The organism is Vibrio penaeicida (genome assembly GCF_002933855.1).
Lineage (GTDB): Bacteria > Pseudomonadota > Gammaproteobacteria > Enterobacterales > Vibrionaceae > Vibrio > Vibrio penaeicida_A.
The window spans coordinates 20,912-37,481 of the sequence record NZ_BFAQ01000033.1; the positions used below are offsets into that span (position 1 = coordinate 20,912).

Sequence of the window (16,570 nt, forward strand, 5' to 3'; positions counted from 1 at the left end):
AGATTAATCGCTGGATCGGTTTAATTACTCTTTGGATCGGTTCATCTGGCGGTATTTACTTGGCGTCGAATCTGTAATTCGGCTGAATTCACGGTTGAAATTGGACTTACTGTGAAAGCCAACCATTTCATAAATGTCAGTAATGGAGTGATTGGAGGTTTCCAGTAAGTTCATGGCGTTCTGGATTCGGTATTCATTGATAAATTGGGAAACGTTCTTCCCTTTCAATGTGTTTACAGCAATAGATATGTTTCGCGCAGGGATACCGGACTTTCGCGCCAATCGGTTTAAATTTAGGTTGGGATCAAGGTGCAATTGAGATGCGAGCAGTAAATTCTCGACAGTGTCCAATACCTGAATATGCGTATCCTCTTCGCTGTCTGTTGTCGAAGCTTCCTGTGTGACCTCTTCTTTTTTCTTAACGGGTTCGGAATTCGATTCCAGCGAAATAGTCCCGCCCGCAATGCTTACGGCATAAGCAAGAACAGGAAGAATTAAGATGTGTCCTACCGACAAAATGGTTGTGATATTTTTACCTTCAGATAAAGCAAAATCCAGCACGATTCCCACATCAACAACCGCAGAAAACAACAATAAGCCCGACGTAAAATAGAGTGACGTTTTAAACGCATCGACTTGCGAAAATTTCACCCCTTTCCATTCATCTGGAGAGAGTTGAGTCAGCTTAAACAAAGCAATTGCGTACCCAACATAAGTACCAATAATGTAAAAGTCGATAAAATCACGCATTTCATCGAACTGGCTGATGCCAATGCTTACCAAAGCCACGACAGCAACGTGGATAAGCCTCCAGTGACTTTTATTGCTCATAGCATGGGAGTAACACCACCACGTCAAAGGAGGAACGAGCGAAGCCACAATAGGCTGAATGCTCCTCACCCATGACCATTCCGTTGTCCATCTTGCGCCAACTAGACTGATGGTCAATGCGCTACATAAAATAAAAGCCAGTGCCGGATAATAAGATTTGTCGTGTCGCTTAAGTAACACAGTAAACAACACTAATAGGAGTATAACGACAACAAACGGGAGTGGAATGGATGGCATGTTGGAGAAATGTCCTTTAGAGAACGGTGAAGATGCATCAAGCATATACCCATGTCACTGCAAGATACTAGGATCTGTTGACTTAGCCATTGAATAGTCGTGATACAAACTATCTCGAACTGCACACACATTAATATATTGTTACATATTGTGGCCATGTAATTGAGGAAGATGAAAGCACTTAATCTGAATGAAATACACACAATCCCAACACAAAAAGTGACCCCCATTCCAGTTATTTTATGCAATGAAACGGACTGTATTCTTTATGCAAATAAATAACTGAAAAATACAACTTTCTTTCAGAAAATTGACTTGATAATAATTCTATAAAATTTATAAGATGTATGTACTAAAAATAAGAAACACAATATCTTTCTAGGAAAAGCTAACCATGGTGACCGTTCACTTTCCATACTCATTTCCTACTTACTCATATATACCTTTATGAACTTTTTCATAGCCATTGATTTAATAAAATTATTTTAAAAAACTTCAAGAAATATTTCTTATTATTTCGTTGATAAACTTTCATATATGGAGAAGTGCTTTGGAAAATATGAAGCGATACTGTATTTTTTCTGTTGTTGCCAGTGCTGGAAGTATGACAGCAGCGTCTAAAAGATTAGGGATGTCACCGTCTGCAATCAGTCAAAATATATCTCAACTTGAAAACGCCCTTGGGGTGACATTATTACACCGTTCAACCCGTGGATTATCCGTAAGCGAAGCTGGGCAAATATTATTGCAAGGTTACGGTCAAATGCGCTCGCACTTTGAAAGCTTAGAGCAAAAATTGTCCGATTGCCGTGAAGGTGTAAAAGGCGATGTGCGTATAACGTGTAGCACTGGTCTAGCACAAGCGACTATTGCTAATGCTCTTTCCCCTTGCCTTTCTAGTTACCCAGATATTCGGCTAAATCTCGTTGCAGATGACAAAATGAGGGACATCGTTCAAGAGAACATTGATATCGCGATTACGCTCGGGGAAACAAAAGACTGCAACTTAGTTTATCGCCCTTTAGGCAGTATTCCACGAGTACTGTGTGCCTCTGAACACTATCTTTCTACCTTTGGCATACCGCAGTTGGGTTCGGATTTGATAAACCATCATTGGATAGTCAATTCGGACAGCGACACTGTGGAAGTTGTCTGTAAAACTGCAGAGTTCGAAGAGAAATCTAACTTAAAGATTCGATGTAAAGTCAATAACGAAATGACGGCACGTTCATTTGCCATATCTGGGCACGGATTAGTCCTACTACCCCTACCTTTTGTAGAAGATGACTTAAGGCGTGGAGAGCTAACTTGTGTTTTAAATCATATGACATGGCCCGAAATTAAAGTGCAAGCTCTAACCATTAGCCGAGCTGTACCTAAAAAAGTCGATGTTATGCTTGAAGCATTAAAGACCTTTTTTAAACCGGAAGGAAAAAAAGCAAAGGCTTTGCATTAAATCACCAGCAAGGTTGATGATTCAAGGACCTGAACGAAGAACAAAGCCTTTGCGGGAACCTGTTTTAGTAGTGGCGCGATAGTTGAAAGTTTACATCCATTCTTCCTGTCACGGTGGAAAATGGATAAGCATAATTGCTTACTTTATATACAAAACCTATTAATGGTTTTTAGGCACAACGCAATTGTATTTCTTATTATGTTTAGCAATTGTGTACTGCTTATGTGCAGTACCTTAAATACCATAAAGTACCTCCTGACGAATTGTTTTATTATGAATTATGAGGATGAATAGTGAATACCCATTTAATTGTGGACTCATTCACAATCAATAGATATGTCACCCTCGACCTAGCAAAATCATAATATCGAATAAGAGGGAATTAGATAATAGGTAAAAACTGAAATCTGTTTTAAGTAATATGATTATTATTTAAGACATTTCTTAATTAAACAAATAAAAAAGCAAACGATTACTTTTAAAAAATTTTAAATCAGTCGTAAAATTAATGTCGGTAAAATGTAAATCAAAAGTTCTCGCGTCTTATAATTGATAATGTATTCAATTGATTTCATTTGCCACCCTCAAAATTCAAACTTTTCTAGCTATAAATATATTAATCACCTAAACAATTCATCCAAGAAATGCAAATTTAATTTTCCACCAATACCCTTATACCCAAGTAACCTCAAGATGCTAGGTTCAGCGAGAGTTAACCAACCTTTTTCATGTTATGACCGATCACGGTGGTTACAACGGACATGGCAATGTCATTGAGTTGGCAAACGCCAACTTTCGCCATCACCAAATCAAAAAATAGTACACGCCACCTAAAAGCAATGATTGTACTCTAGGGATCTGGTTCGCCGTAATCCCAGCCGCATAGATGAATTGACGATACATAGAGGCCGTTGCAGGGGAATACTTATCATGTAATACGTGATGAATTGCCAAGAGCAGATTTCATTGCGCTTTTGAATACAACTGAGCAAGAAAGCTCGAAAAGAATCAGCGGTTTCTTAGCCCTGTTGAAAGAGCATTTATTGCCAGCGCCATTAAAAGCTAATTCGTAAAAATCAAAATCTGTAGAAACCAAAAAAGGAAGGCGAGCTCACCTTCCTTTCAAGTTGCACCGTCCCAAATGGCAACATTCTTTTAATGACACCAGAGACCCTGAGCATTTTTATCAATGCAAAATCGTTACTTCCCGTGAGGGTACGCTTTACAGCCAAGTTTTAGAGAAATTCGAGCCGCGGCAGCATGAAGCTCGGCGATATACTCTGTTTTCTTCTCTTCAGTGAAGCGAATTGTTGGCAAGGAAACACTCATGCCCGCAACGACTTGATTAAAGCGATCGTAGACTGGCACAGCGAGACAGCGCAGCCCTACTTCCTGTTCTTCGTTATCTTCACCGAAACCTTGCTCTTTCACTATAGGAAGTTCGCCAAGGAGCGATTCAACATTCTCATGCGTTTTTTCGGTCGACTTAGTGAATTCCACAGCCGACAGAATATGGCGAATGTCTTCTTCTTCTCGCTCCGCTAATAACACCTTACCAATGGCGGTGGTGTGAAGCGGGTTACGACGACCAATGCGCGACTGCATACGAAGGTTATATTTCGAGTCAATTTTATGAATATAGATGATGCCATCACCATCAAGCGCACCTAAGTGCAAAGCCTCGTTAGTAAGATCGGAAATTCGGCGCATTTCAATGTCCGCCAAATCCACCAAATCAACATATTCCAACGCGCTTGCACCAAGCTCAAATAACTTCAGCGTTAACGAATAGTTTTCACTTTCGCCTTCCTGAGATACATAGCCAAGCGTTTTCATGGTTTGTAGAAAGCGGTAAACCGTGCTCTTAGACATCATAAGACGCTGAGCTAATTCACTGATGCCAATATCCTTTTGTGTGCTCAGCGCTTGCAAGATACCAAATGTTTTCAGAACCGAAGATACGGATTCAGGTTGCTTTGTTGTTGTCATTATTACTCCACAAATAGCTTGGTGATGGGTAAAAAGCTCTAGCGTCCCCTGCCAAAGCCAGTGGCGAAATTGCCATTCCGTTACGTTTTAATAGAAACAAAACAGACCAAAATGATAGATTTGCCACTATTCCCAAAATCATGTAATCAATTTAAAATAATGTTCTATAAAAAAAAAGAGCGTTAAACTTTTTTTTTGAACTCAGCCTAGGTTGACGTTCAAAATTTTTCTTTAAACAAATGAATTATCTGGAATTAGTTACCTTCGCTTACAGATTTTAGTCGTCTTGTTTCACTGCTGCAACGAATATTAAACCTACACATCCAGCTCAATTAAATGAAAGCTCAGAAATAAATAGTATTAGTTTTATAAACTAATTGATATTTAATCTTTGTTATAAAGCTACCGAGAAAATAAGCATTCACAATGAAATCGATTAACTCAATATTAATTGCATTTTTATTTTATCTCACTGAATTTAAAACCAATAAAATCGCATAACTTTATGATTTTTCTACTTATACATAAAGCGTTGCGCAGAGCGCGAAAAGGAAAAACGCCTCCTAAGAAGGAGGCGAAATTTAGATCTTACTTTGACTACGCTGAGGCTTGTACCCCTTTTTTCGGAGAAAGCTCAGTTTCTGGAGGCAGCTCGGCAACTGGAACGGCAGAGATTAATTCGCGAGTGTATGGCTGCCGCGGATTGTGAATTACCTCGTTTACGCTTCCTTGTTCCACAATCTTTCCATGTTGAAGCACAATCACACGGTCACAAAAGTATTTCACCGTCGCAATATCGTGTGTTATCAGAATAAACGCCGTCCCATAGGTGTTTTGGAACTCGATCAGTAAATCCAACACCTGTGAGCGCAGGGACACATCTAACGCCGCTGTGGCTTCATCGGCAATCACCACTTTTGGTAGAGTAACCAGAGCACGAGCGATAACAATCCGCTGGCGCTGACCACCAGAAAAAGCATGTGGAAAACGGCTGGAGAATTCCGGTGGTAGACCGACCCACTTCATCATATTCCTAACGCGCTCTTCTCTCTGCTTACCACTCATTTCAGATCGCAGCAGTTTTAGCGGCTCTTCTATGATATCGAATACCGTCATTCTCGGGTTAAGCGACGACCAAGGGTCTTGAAAGATCAAACGCAAATCAGCGAACAGCGGATCTCGCTTAATTCGTTTGTAGTCCGACAGCTCCAATTCGACTTTGCCTTGTTTATCGACATATTGAATAGAGCCGGAACTGGCTGGCGCCATCCCTAAAATCGCTCGCCCTAAAGTGCTTTTTCCTGATCCCGATTCTCCAACAATACCCAGCGACTCCCCTGGATGAAGCACTAGATTTGCATCGTCTACCGCCGTCATGATCTGCTTTTTCTGGAACATTTTTGCCGGTTTTTCAAATTGCTTTGTTACCGAAATAACGTCCAATATCGGTTGATCATTCTCACCTTCAATCAATGAAAATGGTTTTTTAACTTTTGATGGCTTCTCTAGCGCTCGGGTCGCATGCATCAACTTAATGGTATATGAGTGCTCTGGTTGCTCAAATATCTGGCGTACACTGCCACACTCCACCAATACTCCCTTTTCCATAACGGCCACACGATCGGAAATTTGAGCCACAACACCTAAGTCATGAGTAATGAACAAAATCGCCATTCCGATCTCTTTTTGAAGTTGCGAAAACAGCTCCAATATTTCGGCTTGAGTCGTTACATCCAAAGCCGTGGTCGGCTCATCGGCAATCAATATGTCGGGGCGACTGGCAATGGCCATGGCAATAACGACACGTTGACGTTGCCCGCCGGACAATTCAAATGAGTATTTGTTGATGAGGCTCTCTGGCTCTGGCATTTGTACTTGAGTCAGCAGTTCAACCGTTTGTTCGTGAGCGGATTTTTTGCTGATGCTGGGGTCAACCAAACACAGCACCTCTTTAATTTGGTCGCCAACGGTATGCACTGGGCTCAGTGCAGCCATCGGCTCTTGTGAAACCAGAGAAAAGTTAAAACACCTTAAGGCTCGCATCTCTTTGCTGCGAGGATCAATCTGAGTAATATCGATGATTTGCCCAGAATCAGTGGTGAGTAATATTTCACCTGAATCGATTCGACCGGGGCGATCCAACAACTGCATGATGGCACTTGATGTGACCGATTTACCAGAGCCCGATTCACCGATAACCGAAAGTGTTTCGCCTTTGTAGAGGTCAAACGATACGCCTTTAACCGCATGAAAATGCTCGGTACTGGTCGGGAAGCTTACGTTTAAGTTTTTAACTTGTAGAATTTTCTCAGCCATTATTTTGCTCCCTGATCATGGTATGGGTCGCATGCATCACGCAGACCATCGCCGACGAAGTTCATTGCCAAAATCACAACAACAACTGCCGCCGCTGGAATCAGCAGCCAAGAGGCTTCTGCTAGTGCTCGAATATTTTGCGCTTCTTGCAGTAACACGCCCCAGCTAACCATTGGCGCTTGTAAACCCAACCCTAGGAAACTCAACGCGGTTTCACCCAAAATCATGGCCGGAATCGCCAATGTCACCACGGCAATAATGTGGCTTAAGAAGTTAGGCACCATGTATCGGCGAATGATCTCAAAGGGGGTATTCCCATCCAACCAAGCAGCCGCAACATACTCTTCACTTCTCAAAGACATAAATCGGCTGCGCACCACTCGCGCCATATCTGGCCAAGAAACTAGCCCGAGAATGATGGTGATCAAAAAGTATTTCGTAAGCGAGCTCCACTCTGAAGGCAGTGAAGCCGACAGCGCCATCCACAACGGTAAAGTAGGTATCGACTTCATAAATTCGATGCTTCGTTGAATGAAATTGTCGATGGTTCCGCCAAAGTATCCGGAAATACCACCAATCAAAATCCCGAGAACAAAGGTCGTAAACACCCCCATCAGACCAACAGACAACGAGATTCTAGCGCCATAAATAAGACGGGAAAGCATGTCGCGCCCCATTCTATCGGAGCCAAAAATAAAGAACGGCTGCCTCTTGTTTTCTGGCACGAGGAATTTATAACTCATCGGGATAAATCCCATCAGTTCGTAGCGATCCGTTTTACCGAAAAACTCAAAATACACTTTCTTATTTTCATCGAGCGTGTAATGACGCTTCAACGTTCGCAGGTCCGTTTTACTTTTGTAAAATTCCAAGTGCGGTGCCCAGCGCCAGCCATCATCGGTACTTTCAAATAAGCTAACAGACTGAGGTGGTGCATAGGTGTAGCGGCGCCAGTTGTCGCTTGGGTCAAAAGGGGCAAAAAACTCGGCAAAAATCGCTACAAAGTAAATCAGGGCTAAAAACCAAATGCTGTACCAAGCCAATTTGTGCTGACGTAACTTAATGCCAATCAGCTGCCACTGTGTTGCGGTGCTCAAATCAAGTGGCTGCTTTTTCTTTCTGCCAAGTAGGCGACCGAACCAGTTCATTGTAGACGTTGTCATGATTAAAACTCCTTAGACACGCCAACGCGTACACGGGGATCTACCCAGTACAGCAGCAGGTCAGAAATCAGGGTACCGATAATGGTAAGAATGGACATAATAAGAAGCACGTCGCCAGCGACATACATGTCCTGAGAGCGCAGTGCCGACAGCATTAACGGCCCTAAAGTAGGGATGTTCATGACTTGGCTAACGATAATATCCGCCCCCAACAACGCAGGAAGCATCCAACCAATCGTAGAAACAATAGGCAAAATGGCGATTCGAACAGGGTATCTCATTATGAGGCGAGCTTCGGACTGCCCTTTCGCACGCGCCGTTTTCACATAAGGCTTTTTCAATTCATCAAGAAGGTTCGCTCGCATGATTCGGATGATGCCTGCAAGACCTGCTGTACCCACCACCAAAATGTAGATCCAACTGCGAGAAGCGGCGTCCATGAACTTCGCCCACGACATAGGTTGGTCGAGATACGCTTCCGAATACAGCCCAGACACAACCGTATCGAAACTGTAGTAGCCAATCAGCAACGCAACGATCGCGATAACGAAATTTGGCGTTGCCATACCAATAAAGCCAAATATGGTGGCGATGTAGTCACCAAAGGAATACTGACGAAGTGCGGAATACATCCCAATAGGAATAGCGACTAAAAATTGAAAAAAGAAAACGGCAAGCGCAAGGCATACTGTCGGCCATACTCGAGGCTCTATCGTGTCCCATACTGGCTGGCTATTGGTGAGTGAAATGCCTAAGTCACCGGTTATTAACCCCATCATCCAGTTGGCATACCGTTCAAGCAGTGGCTTATCTAGCCCATACATTTCACGGAGTGTGTAAATCATCTGCGGATCGACGGTTTGACCCATCGCTTGAAGTTCTGCAATTTTAGATGAGGCAAAGTCGCCGGGCGGTAAATCGATCACCGCAAACACGACAATGGAAACGGCAAAGATGGTGACGAGAATCGACACCAGCCGCTTACCAGCAAACAGAAAAAAACTGTTCATTCATTGTTCCTTAACTTCGAAACCCATTGTGGCTGTTGATCATTCTATTGCTCATAAACGGAATGCTGAGCAAAGAGATACACGTCTCTAAATACACATTGAAAAGCGTCCTTTCCCCTTGTGCATTTTTATTAGAACGTATCGAATAATATTTTTGAAACGCTTTTTCATATTTTTGCCAGTCCAGTCAGCAAAAATACTATGAAGCGTGATCAACGCCAAATATTTGTATCAGTAATGATTTACAGAAGGGAAGTTTTGTAAGAGGAAAGTCAATTATATTAGCAGTATCAATTTTGCGACATTAATTATCGAGTGATTGCTGTAAAACAAGTTACGTACCTTCCCGATACGGAATCATCAGGAACTACTATGAAAAAACTTAATATAATATTTATCAGCGTCGTACTTTTGCTTGGCTGCACAAGCAACACCCCACAAAACGGTCTACATGAGGTTTTACTGACCAAACCATACACGGAAACCAGCCGTTTCCACTCAGTTGTTCCTGTGCTCACTATTGATAATAAGATTTATCTTTACGCCAGCGTCAATGGGAAACGTTATAGCTTTATCTTTGACACAGGTTCACCCACGATTCTGACAAAACAAGTCGCTACTGATCTCGGGTTAGAAGTGATGGGAACCAACAAGGGAAAAGATGCTAATGGAAACCTTGTTTCCATGGATTTGTCGATTGCAGATTCAATATCGATTGGTGATGTCAATTTTCGTAATGTCCCTGTCTTTATATTCGACCCATCACACCTGCCAGGTGCTTCATGCTACCTCGAAGGCGGCGTTATAGGTTCTGAAATTCTTCCACTAGCAACATGGCAACTCAATTTCTACGATAGTGAGATTGTCATAACCAGTGACAGGAGGAAACTGGAATACATTAACACCGCATCCCGCGCACGTCTTAAGCAGGGTGGCTACCCACACGCGCCTATTTTTGAACACCGAATCAACGGGAAATTTTCGGACAATGCCCTGTTTGATACAGGTAATACCGAGCTCCTAAACCTTAACCCACTGGCATTGCAACAAATGATCACTGACGGAGTGATTCCTAACCCCAAAGTTGAGGGGCATGGTTCATTTGGCGAATCAGCAGGTGGAGAAGCAGAACCAACCACGTATTATCAAGCCTCCATTGAAAGTATGAGTATCGGTGGATTGGAGCTGGAAAATTTCTACGCTTGGAGCCGCACAACCACACCAACACTGATTGGTGCAAAACTGCTGGAAGACCATATAGTCACACTGGACTACCCAAATAGAAATGCATATTTCTATTCACTTCACGAAAGAAAAAAAGACAAAGAGAGCGCTAAGGAGCCTGTCAATTGGGGCTTTCGAACCAGTATCGGCGAATTAAACGCCCTTAACGTGAGTTTTCTGGAGTCCCCTTCAATTGCTGAAAATGCAGGGCTTCAATTGGGCGACCGAGTTCTAAAAGTGAGCTACCGAGATACCACCTATATCGCACCGGAAAAGCACTGCGAAATACTTCGCTGGCTACCCAGAGCATATGATGGTCAAAATCTTGAGCTAAAAGTACTGCGTGGTGATGATCATAAAATCATTCGAATGGAGCGATAAGCAGTCAAAATTCAATAGAGAAGCAATGGATAATTAATAGAACCATCCGTTTTCACTATGGAGACAATGGATGGTTCTATACCTAAATAACCTACTTTATTTTTGAACTTATTTATTCTTGAACTTACTTCGCTTGAGTTTGACGTATCGCTTGCTTCCACCCTTCATAGAGACGTGATTGCTCTTCTCGCTTCATCTGTGGTGAGAACACTTTATCCACTTGGCGCTTATCGTCTAACTCTTTCTTATCTTGCCAAAAACCGACAGCTAACCCCGCGAGTATAGCGGCACCTAATGCTGTTGATTCTGTTACCGAAGGGCGCACCACTTTGGTATGCATAATGTCGGATTGAAATTGCATGAGGAAATCATTCGCAACGGCACCACCATCTACACGAACCTGATTTAGCTTTATACCAGCGTCTTCTTCCATGGCTTCAAGCACATCACGGCTTTGGTAGGCAATAGATTCCAATGTGGCGCGTATGATGTGGTTTCGGTTAGTGCCTCGTGTGATCCCAGTCAGTGTGCCTCTGGCATGTGGGTCCCAATACGGTGCTCCAAGCCCTACAAATGCAGGCACTAGATAAACACCATTCGAATCCTCTACTTTCTCTGCAAAGTATTGAGTGTCGGAGGCATCACGGATCAAACCCAGCTCATCACGCAGCCACTGAACGGTTGCTCCGCCCATAAAGACACTGCCTTCCAAGGCATACGCTATTTCATCGCCTATTTTATACGCGATGGTGGTCAGCAACCCGTGCTTAGACTGAATGGCTTGATCGCCCGTGTTCATCAACAAGAAGCAACCTGTTCCGTAGGTATTTTTCACCATGCCCTTGGTAAAGCACTGCTGACCTATCATCGCCGCTTGCTGGTCACCAGCAATGCCGGAGATAGGGATTTCTGTCCCACCTCCTATGTTCGCATAGCCATATATCTCGCTGCTCGACTTCACTTCAGGCATCATGCTGCGCGGAATATTAAACAGCTCCAGCAGCTTGTTATCCCATTCCAATGTATGAATGTTGAATAGCATAGAGCGAGAAGCATTCGATACATCGGTCACATGGGATTTGCCATTGGTGAGCTTCCAGATCAACCAAGTATCGACCGTTCCAAATAAGAGCTCCCCTTTTTCAGCTCTCTCTCGCACACCTTCTACGTTATCCAGAATCCACTGAATCTTAGAACCAGAGAAGTACGCATCTATCACTAACCCCGTGGTTTGTTGGATGTAGTCTCCCCAGCCTTGCGCTTTAATTGCATCACAAGTTTCAGCTGTGCGGCGGCATTGCCAAACAATCGCATTGTAAACAGGGTGTCCGGTGTTTTTGTCCCAAACAATGGTGGTTTCACGTTGGTTGGTAATACCGATTGCGGCGACTTGCTCATTATCAATGTCCGATTGAGCTAATACTTCAGTTAAGGAAGAACGCTGCGTTCCCCAAATTTCCATTGGATCGTGTTCAACCCACCCACCTTTCGGATAGATCTGGCTAAATTCACGCTGTGTTGTGCTCAAAATATTAGCACTCTGATCGAAGATGATAGCGCGAGAGCTGGTTGTTCCCTGATCCAAGGCAACGATGACTTTGTTGCGTACTTCCATGAATGCTCCGTGACCCTTTTTGATTAAATTAACTGCATTCTTCCATCAAATGTTCGTTTTCGCAACAAAACACTCAAAGGTTAATTAGATGTAAATGCATAACTGTGAGCTTGGTTAAACCTAAACATCATAACGTTTGTATTGCCGTAACATTACAATTCAAGGTCAGTATTCGATAGGTTACAAGAGCTTCGTTGAATTATTTTGTTGGTTTTTTACTCGACCTACTAATAAGTTTGTGTATATACTGCGCAATAACGAAAACAAACGAACATTTACGAAGGTAGAGAACTATGTCAACGCAAGCTGAATTCGATAAAACGACTTCTGCTAAACATCACTCAAGCAAGAGTGAAGAATATGACGTCGTGGTCATTGGTGGCGGGATCAATGGTGTAGCAATCGCTGCGGATGCGGCAGGTCGTGGGTTAAAAGTTGGACTTTACGAAATGTCGGATCTCGCTTCAGCGACATCGTCTGCAAGCAGTAAACTCATTCATGGTGGTTTACGCTACCTTGAGCATTACGAATTCCGCTTGGTGAGTGAAGCACTAGCAGAACGTGAAGTGTTATTAAAAAATGCGCCGCATCTTGTTGCCCCTATGCGTTTCCAGTTGCCTCACCGCCCTCACCTTCGCCCTGCATGGATGATCCGAGCTGGTTTGTTTCTTTACGATCACATTGGCAAACGTGTCTCTCTACCCGCAAGCCACGGTGTTAACTTTGCTCAATCCAGCCCTTTACTGCCAGAGATGAAGGTTGGATTTGAATATTCAGATTGCGCGGTCGACGATGCTCGTTTAGTGGTTGCAAACGCTCAAATGGCGAAGCAGTTTGGTGCAACCGTGGAAACCCGTTCTCGATGCATCGACGCTACTCGCAGCGCTGACGGTTGGGAAATCGAAATCGAAAACACACAAGATCACTCGGTGAAAACCGTGACCGCAAAAGCACTTGTTAACGCCGCGGGACCTTGGGTTGATCGCTTTTTTGATAGCCAACTTAAGATGCGTTCTCCTCGTGGTATTCGTTTGGTGAAAGGCAGCCACATTGTTGTTCCTCGTTTGTACCCTGAAAACCATGCCTTTATCTTGCAAAATGAAGACAATCGCATCGTGTTTGTTATCCCATACCAAGATAAATACTCCTGCATTGGTACGACCGATGTGGAATATCAAGGCGATCCTTCGAAAGTAGAGATCAGCCAAGATGAAGTCACTTATCTGTGTGACATTGTGAACCAGCATTTTGTGGAAAAAGTCTCTCCAGATGATGTGATTAATACTTGGTCGGGTGTGCGCCCACTTTGTGACGACGAATCTTCAGACGCGCAAGCGGTAACGCGTGATTACACCATCGAGCTGGATGATATGTTTGATGATGCCCCCTTGTTGTCTATCTTCGGCGGTAAGCTCACCACTTACCGAAAGTTAGGGCAAGCCGCAGTGAACAAGCTCGCACCATTCTTCCCTAAAATGAAAGAGGAGTGGACAAAGTCAGCCATACTTCCAGGTGGTGATTTTTCAAATCGCGAGCAGCTTTCAACTGCACTCCAGCATAGTTACCCATGGCTCAACCAAGACATCATCCGTCGCTGGGTACGCGCTTATGGAACACTAAGCCACCGTATCATCGGGCAAAGAACTTGCGTAGAAGAGATGGGCACCGATTTCGGGCATGGTTTATATCAAGCCGAAGTCGATTACCTAGTGCAACACGAATGGGCAACCACAGCCGGTGATATCTTATGGCGGCGTTCAAAGCTTGGTATAGAGTTTAGTGAACTGGACGTAGAAAAATTGACTCAATATTTAGCAAAAAATGGAGAGGCATTGCCTATTCAACGAGCTGGCTAATTATTCGATACCGATCAGTTTGCGAACGGGTCGGTATCTTCATGCATTTGTCGTTTCGGTACGGGTTCTATATGATCGACACAAGGTTCACTCGCAACATTTTTTACTTGATCTGATTTCATCTTAACAATGAACACGTTGTCATGAACCAACTCACTGATCACTTCAATGTTTTTGGATTGCAGTTTTGAAAAAACATCATCTTTACAGCTAGTTGCGAACTTCACATAGTATTTTTCTGGTAGCTTAATACCCTCTCTGCCATTATTTTCTTTGTCATTACTTACCGAGTTGTGTGCGCTCGCGGTTACGTTCATCAACAACCCAATAGTTACCATTCCTAGCTTAAGATACTGGCTCAATATGTTTTCCACCTAATTAGGGTTCGAGCATTAAAAGTTTTGGATACGAAAAATAGAGTGCCTCCGAAGAGGCACTAAAACTACTTACAAATCACATACGTGCGACCAGCTGTTGTCGCTTCCTGGTACTGAACGTGTCCACCAAATTGCTTGGTAAACCGCACCATTGTGAACCAGTTTGTCACCAGCACCAGCGTGGTTTGGGTTACCTGCCCAATCAACTTGTGGCCAATCTGGGTAAACATTCACACCCGCAGCGTCACAAACAGCAGGATCAGGAATTGGCTCACCACCATTACAGCCAAGATCTAAGTATTCTTTAGCTGCTACTGCATTTACCAAGCCGTGACCAGTGCGGTTGTCTTTACCAACGGCATCAATATCTGTTGCTGTTTTAGCAAGCGCTTTACGTACATCTGCAGCAGTACATTGTGGATGGTAGCTCCAAACAAGTGCCGCGACACCAGCAACATGTGGCGTCGCCATTGATGTACCGTTGTAGTATTGGTAGTCCTCACCTTTCGTTACGCTAACCGTAATAGGCTGACCCACCGAACCCGCAAGTTCTTGACCAAGCGTACGGTCTACAGAAACAGAAACGATCGGTGCTTCGTTTTTCTCATCGACCAAGAATGGGTTTTGAAGCCCTGTCAGCTCAGTATTACTGTAAACAATTGCAGCCGATGCACCTGCACTATTACACGCTTTTACAGCATTGATTTCTGGGCGATAAGTGCCTTTTTGGTTTTCGATTCGCTCAACCAAACAGACTTTGTTTTTCATATCACCACAAACGTATTTGCCAGTGCTGATATCACACGCTGCTAAAGCGAGCGTCTGAGAGCCATCGATTGGGCTGGGAACGAATTTAGACAGCGCATTTTTGATATAGCGATTGTGTGGAACAATACCGCGAGCATAGAAACTTTGTCCGTTTAGCTGGATATCCGCCAAGATCCCTTCGCCCATAGTCACTGTAGACAACACAGATACACCTGGTGCAGACACTTCAACTTGATTTGTCGCTTGTGAGAAATCGGCATGGTCAAGAGCAGTATCCACTGCGGCTACGGAAACAACCGAGTCGTATGAAGCTGGGTAGCTGTGAGCAGTATTACCTGCGTTACCTGCCGCAGCAATGAGCAGAACACCGTTTTTCTGATGACGACTAAATGCGGCTTTTTCTGTTGCGTTTGAGCTCTTACCCCCCAAGCTCATGTTCACAACGTTTGCCCCGTTACTTGCACAAGTATCAACGGCTTTTACAAGATCGGAAGAATACGCCCACTTGCCATCTTTAAAGACTTTAACAATGTGCAAATTCACATTTTGATTGGGCATTACACCCACAACACCTGCATTGTTTGCAATGGCTGCTATCGTACCTGCTACGTGTGTACCATGCGCGTTACCTGCACCGGGGATACTCCAATCACCAGTCCCTGTATCATTGGTTCCTGTTACTTGGTTGGTCGCCAAATCGTTATGCGCAACATCGTATCCTGAATCGATAATACAAACAGTACGATTGCCTGCATTGGTATCGGCGAGCAAAGTAGCACCTACGGAGTCTTGTCCCCATGGAGTGACTTCACTGAGCAGGAATCTAGGCTCGTCAATTTCTACATATTCAACATCTAGATTTTGCTGAAGGGCTTTAAGGCTAGTGTCGCTTAATTCAACACTGTAGATTGAACGGTTGCCGATCTTATCGATCTGCTGTGCGTTAACACGATCCAATACAGACTCTTGAATCATTCGTGCGCCTGAAAACGGGCTTAGCCCATATTTTTCAGGGGTGCTTGAAAGGTCATTCTTAAACTTGACTAAATATTTTACTGGCAGCTCTGCCTCTGAATTACCACTAAATTCATCGGCTACAACATAGCTGGAAGTGAACATCGCCAAAGCCAACACTGTGGGTTTGAAAATCCCAATATTTTTCTTGTGTAACTTCATCATTTACTCATTTCCTTAATAATAAGCATTTATGCAAATCGCTCTTGAAGGCGTCCTATAAGATGCTTTCCAAAAGCTGACCCGCTATAAGTCAACGCTTACAATTTGAGCAAATAATTTATAAATTTAAATTTAGTGCAATGGATTGCACTCACACTTCCAACATTTTGA

At 43.5% G+C, this 16,570-nt stretch carries 11 protein-coding genes; 3 read left to right on the forward strand and 8 right to left on the reverse strand.

Features of this window, described 5'->3' with window-relative positions:
* Nucleotides 1–24: 24 nt before the first annotated feature.
* Nucleotides 25–1,068 (reverse strand): helix-turn-helix domain-containing protein, encoded by a 1,044-nt coding sequence (locus VPNCDNU1_RS19560; protein WP_237324177.1) that lies wholly within the window; start codon nt 1,066–1,068, stop codon nt 25–27.
* Nucleotides 1,069–1,627: 559 nt separating this feature from the next.
* Between VPNCDNU1_RS19560 and VPNCDNU1_RS19565 the strand changes: the two genes are divergently transcribed.
* On the forward strand, nt 1,628–2,524 hold the full coding sequence (locus VPNCDNU1_RS19565) for a LysR substrate-binding domain-containing protein (RefSeq protein WP_104401892.1): 897 nt from the start codon (nt 1,628–1,630) through the stop codon (nt 2,522–2,524).
* Between the two features lie 1,200 nt (nt 2,525–3,724).
* On the opposite strand, the gene kdgR is transcribed toward VPNCDNU1_RS19565, so the two are convergent.
* From kdgR to VPNCDNU1_RS19585, 4 genes are all read right to left on the reverse strand, one after another.
* Entirely contained in the window at nt 3,725–4,513 is a 789-nt protein-coding gene (kdgR, locus tag VPNCDNU1_RS19570) for a DNA-binding transcriptional regulator KdgR (RefSeq protein WP_104401893.1), read from the reverse strand.
* 597 nt (nt 4,514–5,110) lie between these two features.
* The gene (locus VPNCDNU1_RS19575; RefSeq protein WP_104401894.1) at nt 5,111–6,829 is read right to left on the reverse strand and encodes a dipeptide ABC transporter ATP-binding protein; all 1,719 of its coding nucleotides are present in this window, start codon (nt 6,827–6,829) and stop codon (nt 5,111–5,113) included.
* The gene (locus VPNCDNU1_RS19580; RefSeq protein WP_104401895.1) at nt 6,829–7,992 is read right to left on the reverse strand and encodes an ABC transporter permease; all 1,164 of its coding nucleotides are present in this window, start codon (nt 7,990–7,992) and stop codon (nt 6,829–6,831) included. Before VPNCDNU1_RS19580 ends, VPNCDNU1_RS19575 begins: the two co-directional genes overlap by 1 nt.
* Before the next feature lie 2 nt (nt 7,993–7,994).
* Nucleotides 7,995–9,002 (reverse strand): ABC transporter permease, encoded by a 1,008-nt coding sequence (locus VPNCDNU1_RS19585; RefSeq protein ID WP_104401896.1) that lies wholly within the window; start codon nt 9,000–9,002, stop codon nt 7,995–7,997.
* A gap of 372 nt (nt 9,003–9,374) precedes the next feature.
* On the opposite strand from VPNCDNU1_RS19585, the gene VPNCDNU1_RS19590 reads away from it, so the two are divergent.
* On the forward strand, nt 9,375–10,607 hold the full coding sequence (locus tag VPNCDNU1_RS19590) for an aspartyl protease family protein (protein WP_104401897.1): 1,233 nt from the start codon (nt 9,375–9,377) through the stop codon (nt 10,605–10,607).
* 124 nt (nt 10,608–10,731) lie between these two features.
* Here the strand turns inward: VPNCDNU1_RS19590 and glpK are convergent, their stop codons facing one another.
* Nucleotides 10,732–12,222 carry a glycerol kinase GlpK gene (gene glpK, locus VPNCDNU1_RS19595; RefSeq protein ID WP_104401898.1) on the reverse strand — a complete coding sequence of 497 codons (1,491 nt, stop codon included), beginning with the start codon at nt 12,220–12,222 and terminating at the stop codon, nt 10,732–10,734.
* A gap of 293 nt (nt 12,223–12,515) precedes the next feature.
* Between glpK and glpD the strand changes: the two genes are divergently transcribed.
* Complete coding sequence (glpD, locus tag VPNCDNU1_RS19600) at nt 12,516–14,078, forward strand: glycerol-3-phosphate dehydrogenase (protein WP_104401899.1); 1,563 nt, start codon at nt 12,516–12,518, stop codon at nt 14,076–14,078.
* A 14-nt stretch (nt 14,079–14,092) separates the two neighbouring features.
* Here glpD and VPNCDNU1_RS19605 read toward each other — a convergent pair whose 3' ends face one another.
* Together VPNCDNU1_RS19605 and VPNCDNU1_RS19610 are read right to left on the reverse strand one after the other, a co-directional pair.
* Nucleotides 14,093–14,440 (reverse strand): hypothetical protein, encoded by a 348-nt coding sequence (locus VPNCDNU1_RS19605; RefSeq protein WP_145959474.1) that lies wholly within the window; start codon nt 14,438–14,440, stop codon nt 14,093–14,095.
* 84 nt (nt 14,441–14,524) lie between these two features.
* Nucleotides 14,525–16,402, reverse strand: a complete 1,878-nt coding sequence (locus VPNCDNU1_RS19610; protein ID WP_104401901.1) for a S8 family serine peptidase — start codon at nt 16,400–16,402, stop codon at nt 14,525–14,527.
* Nucleotides 16,403–16,570: the final 168 nt, after the last annotated feature.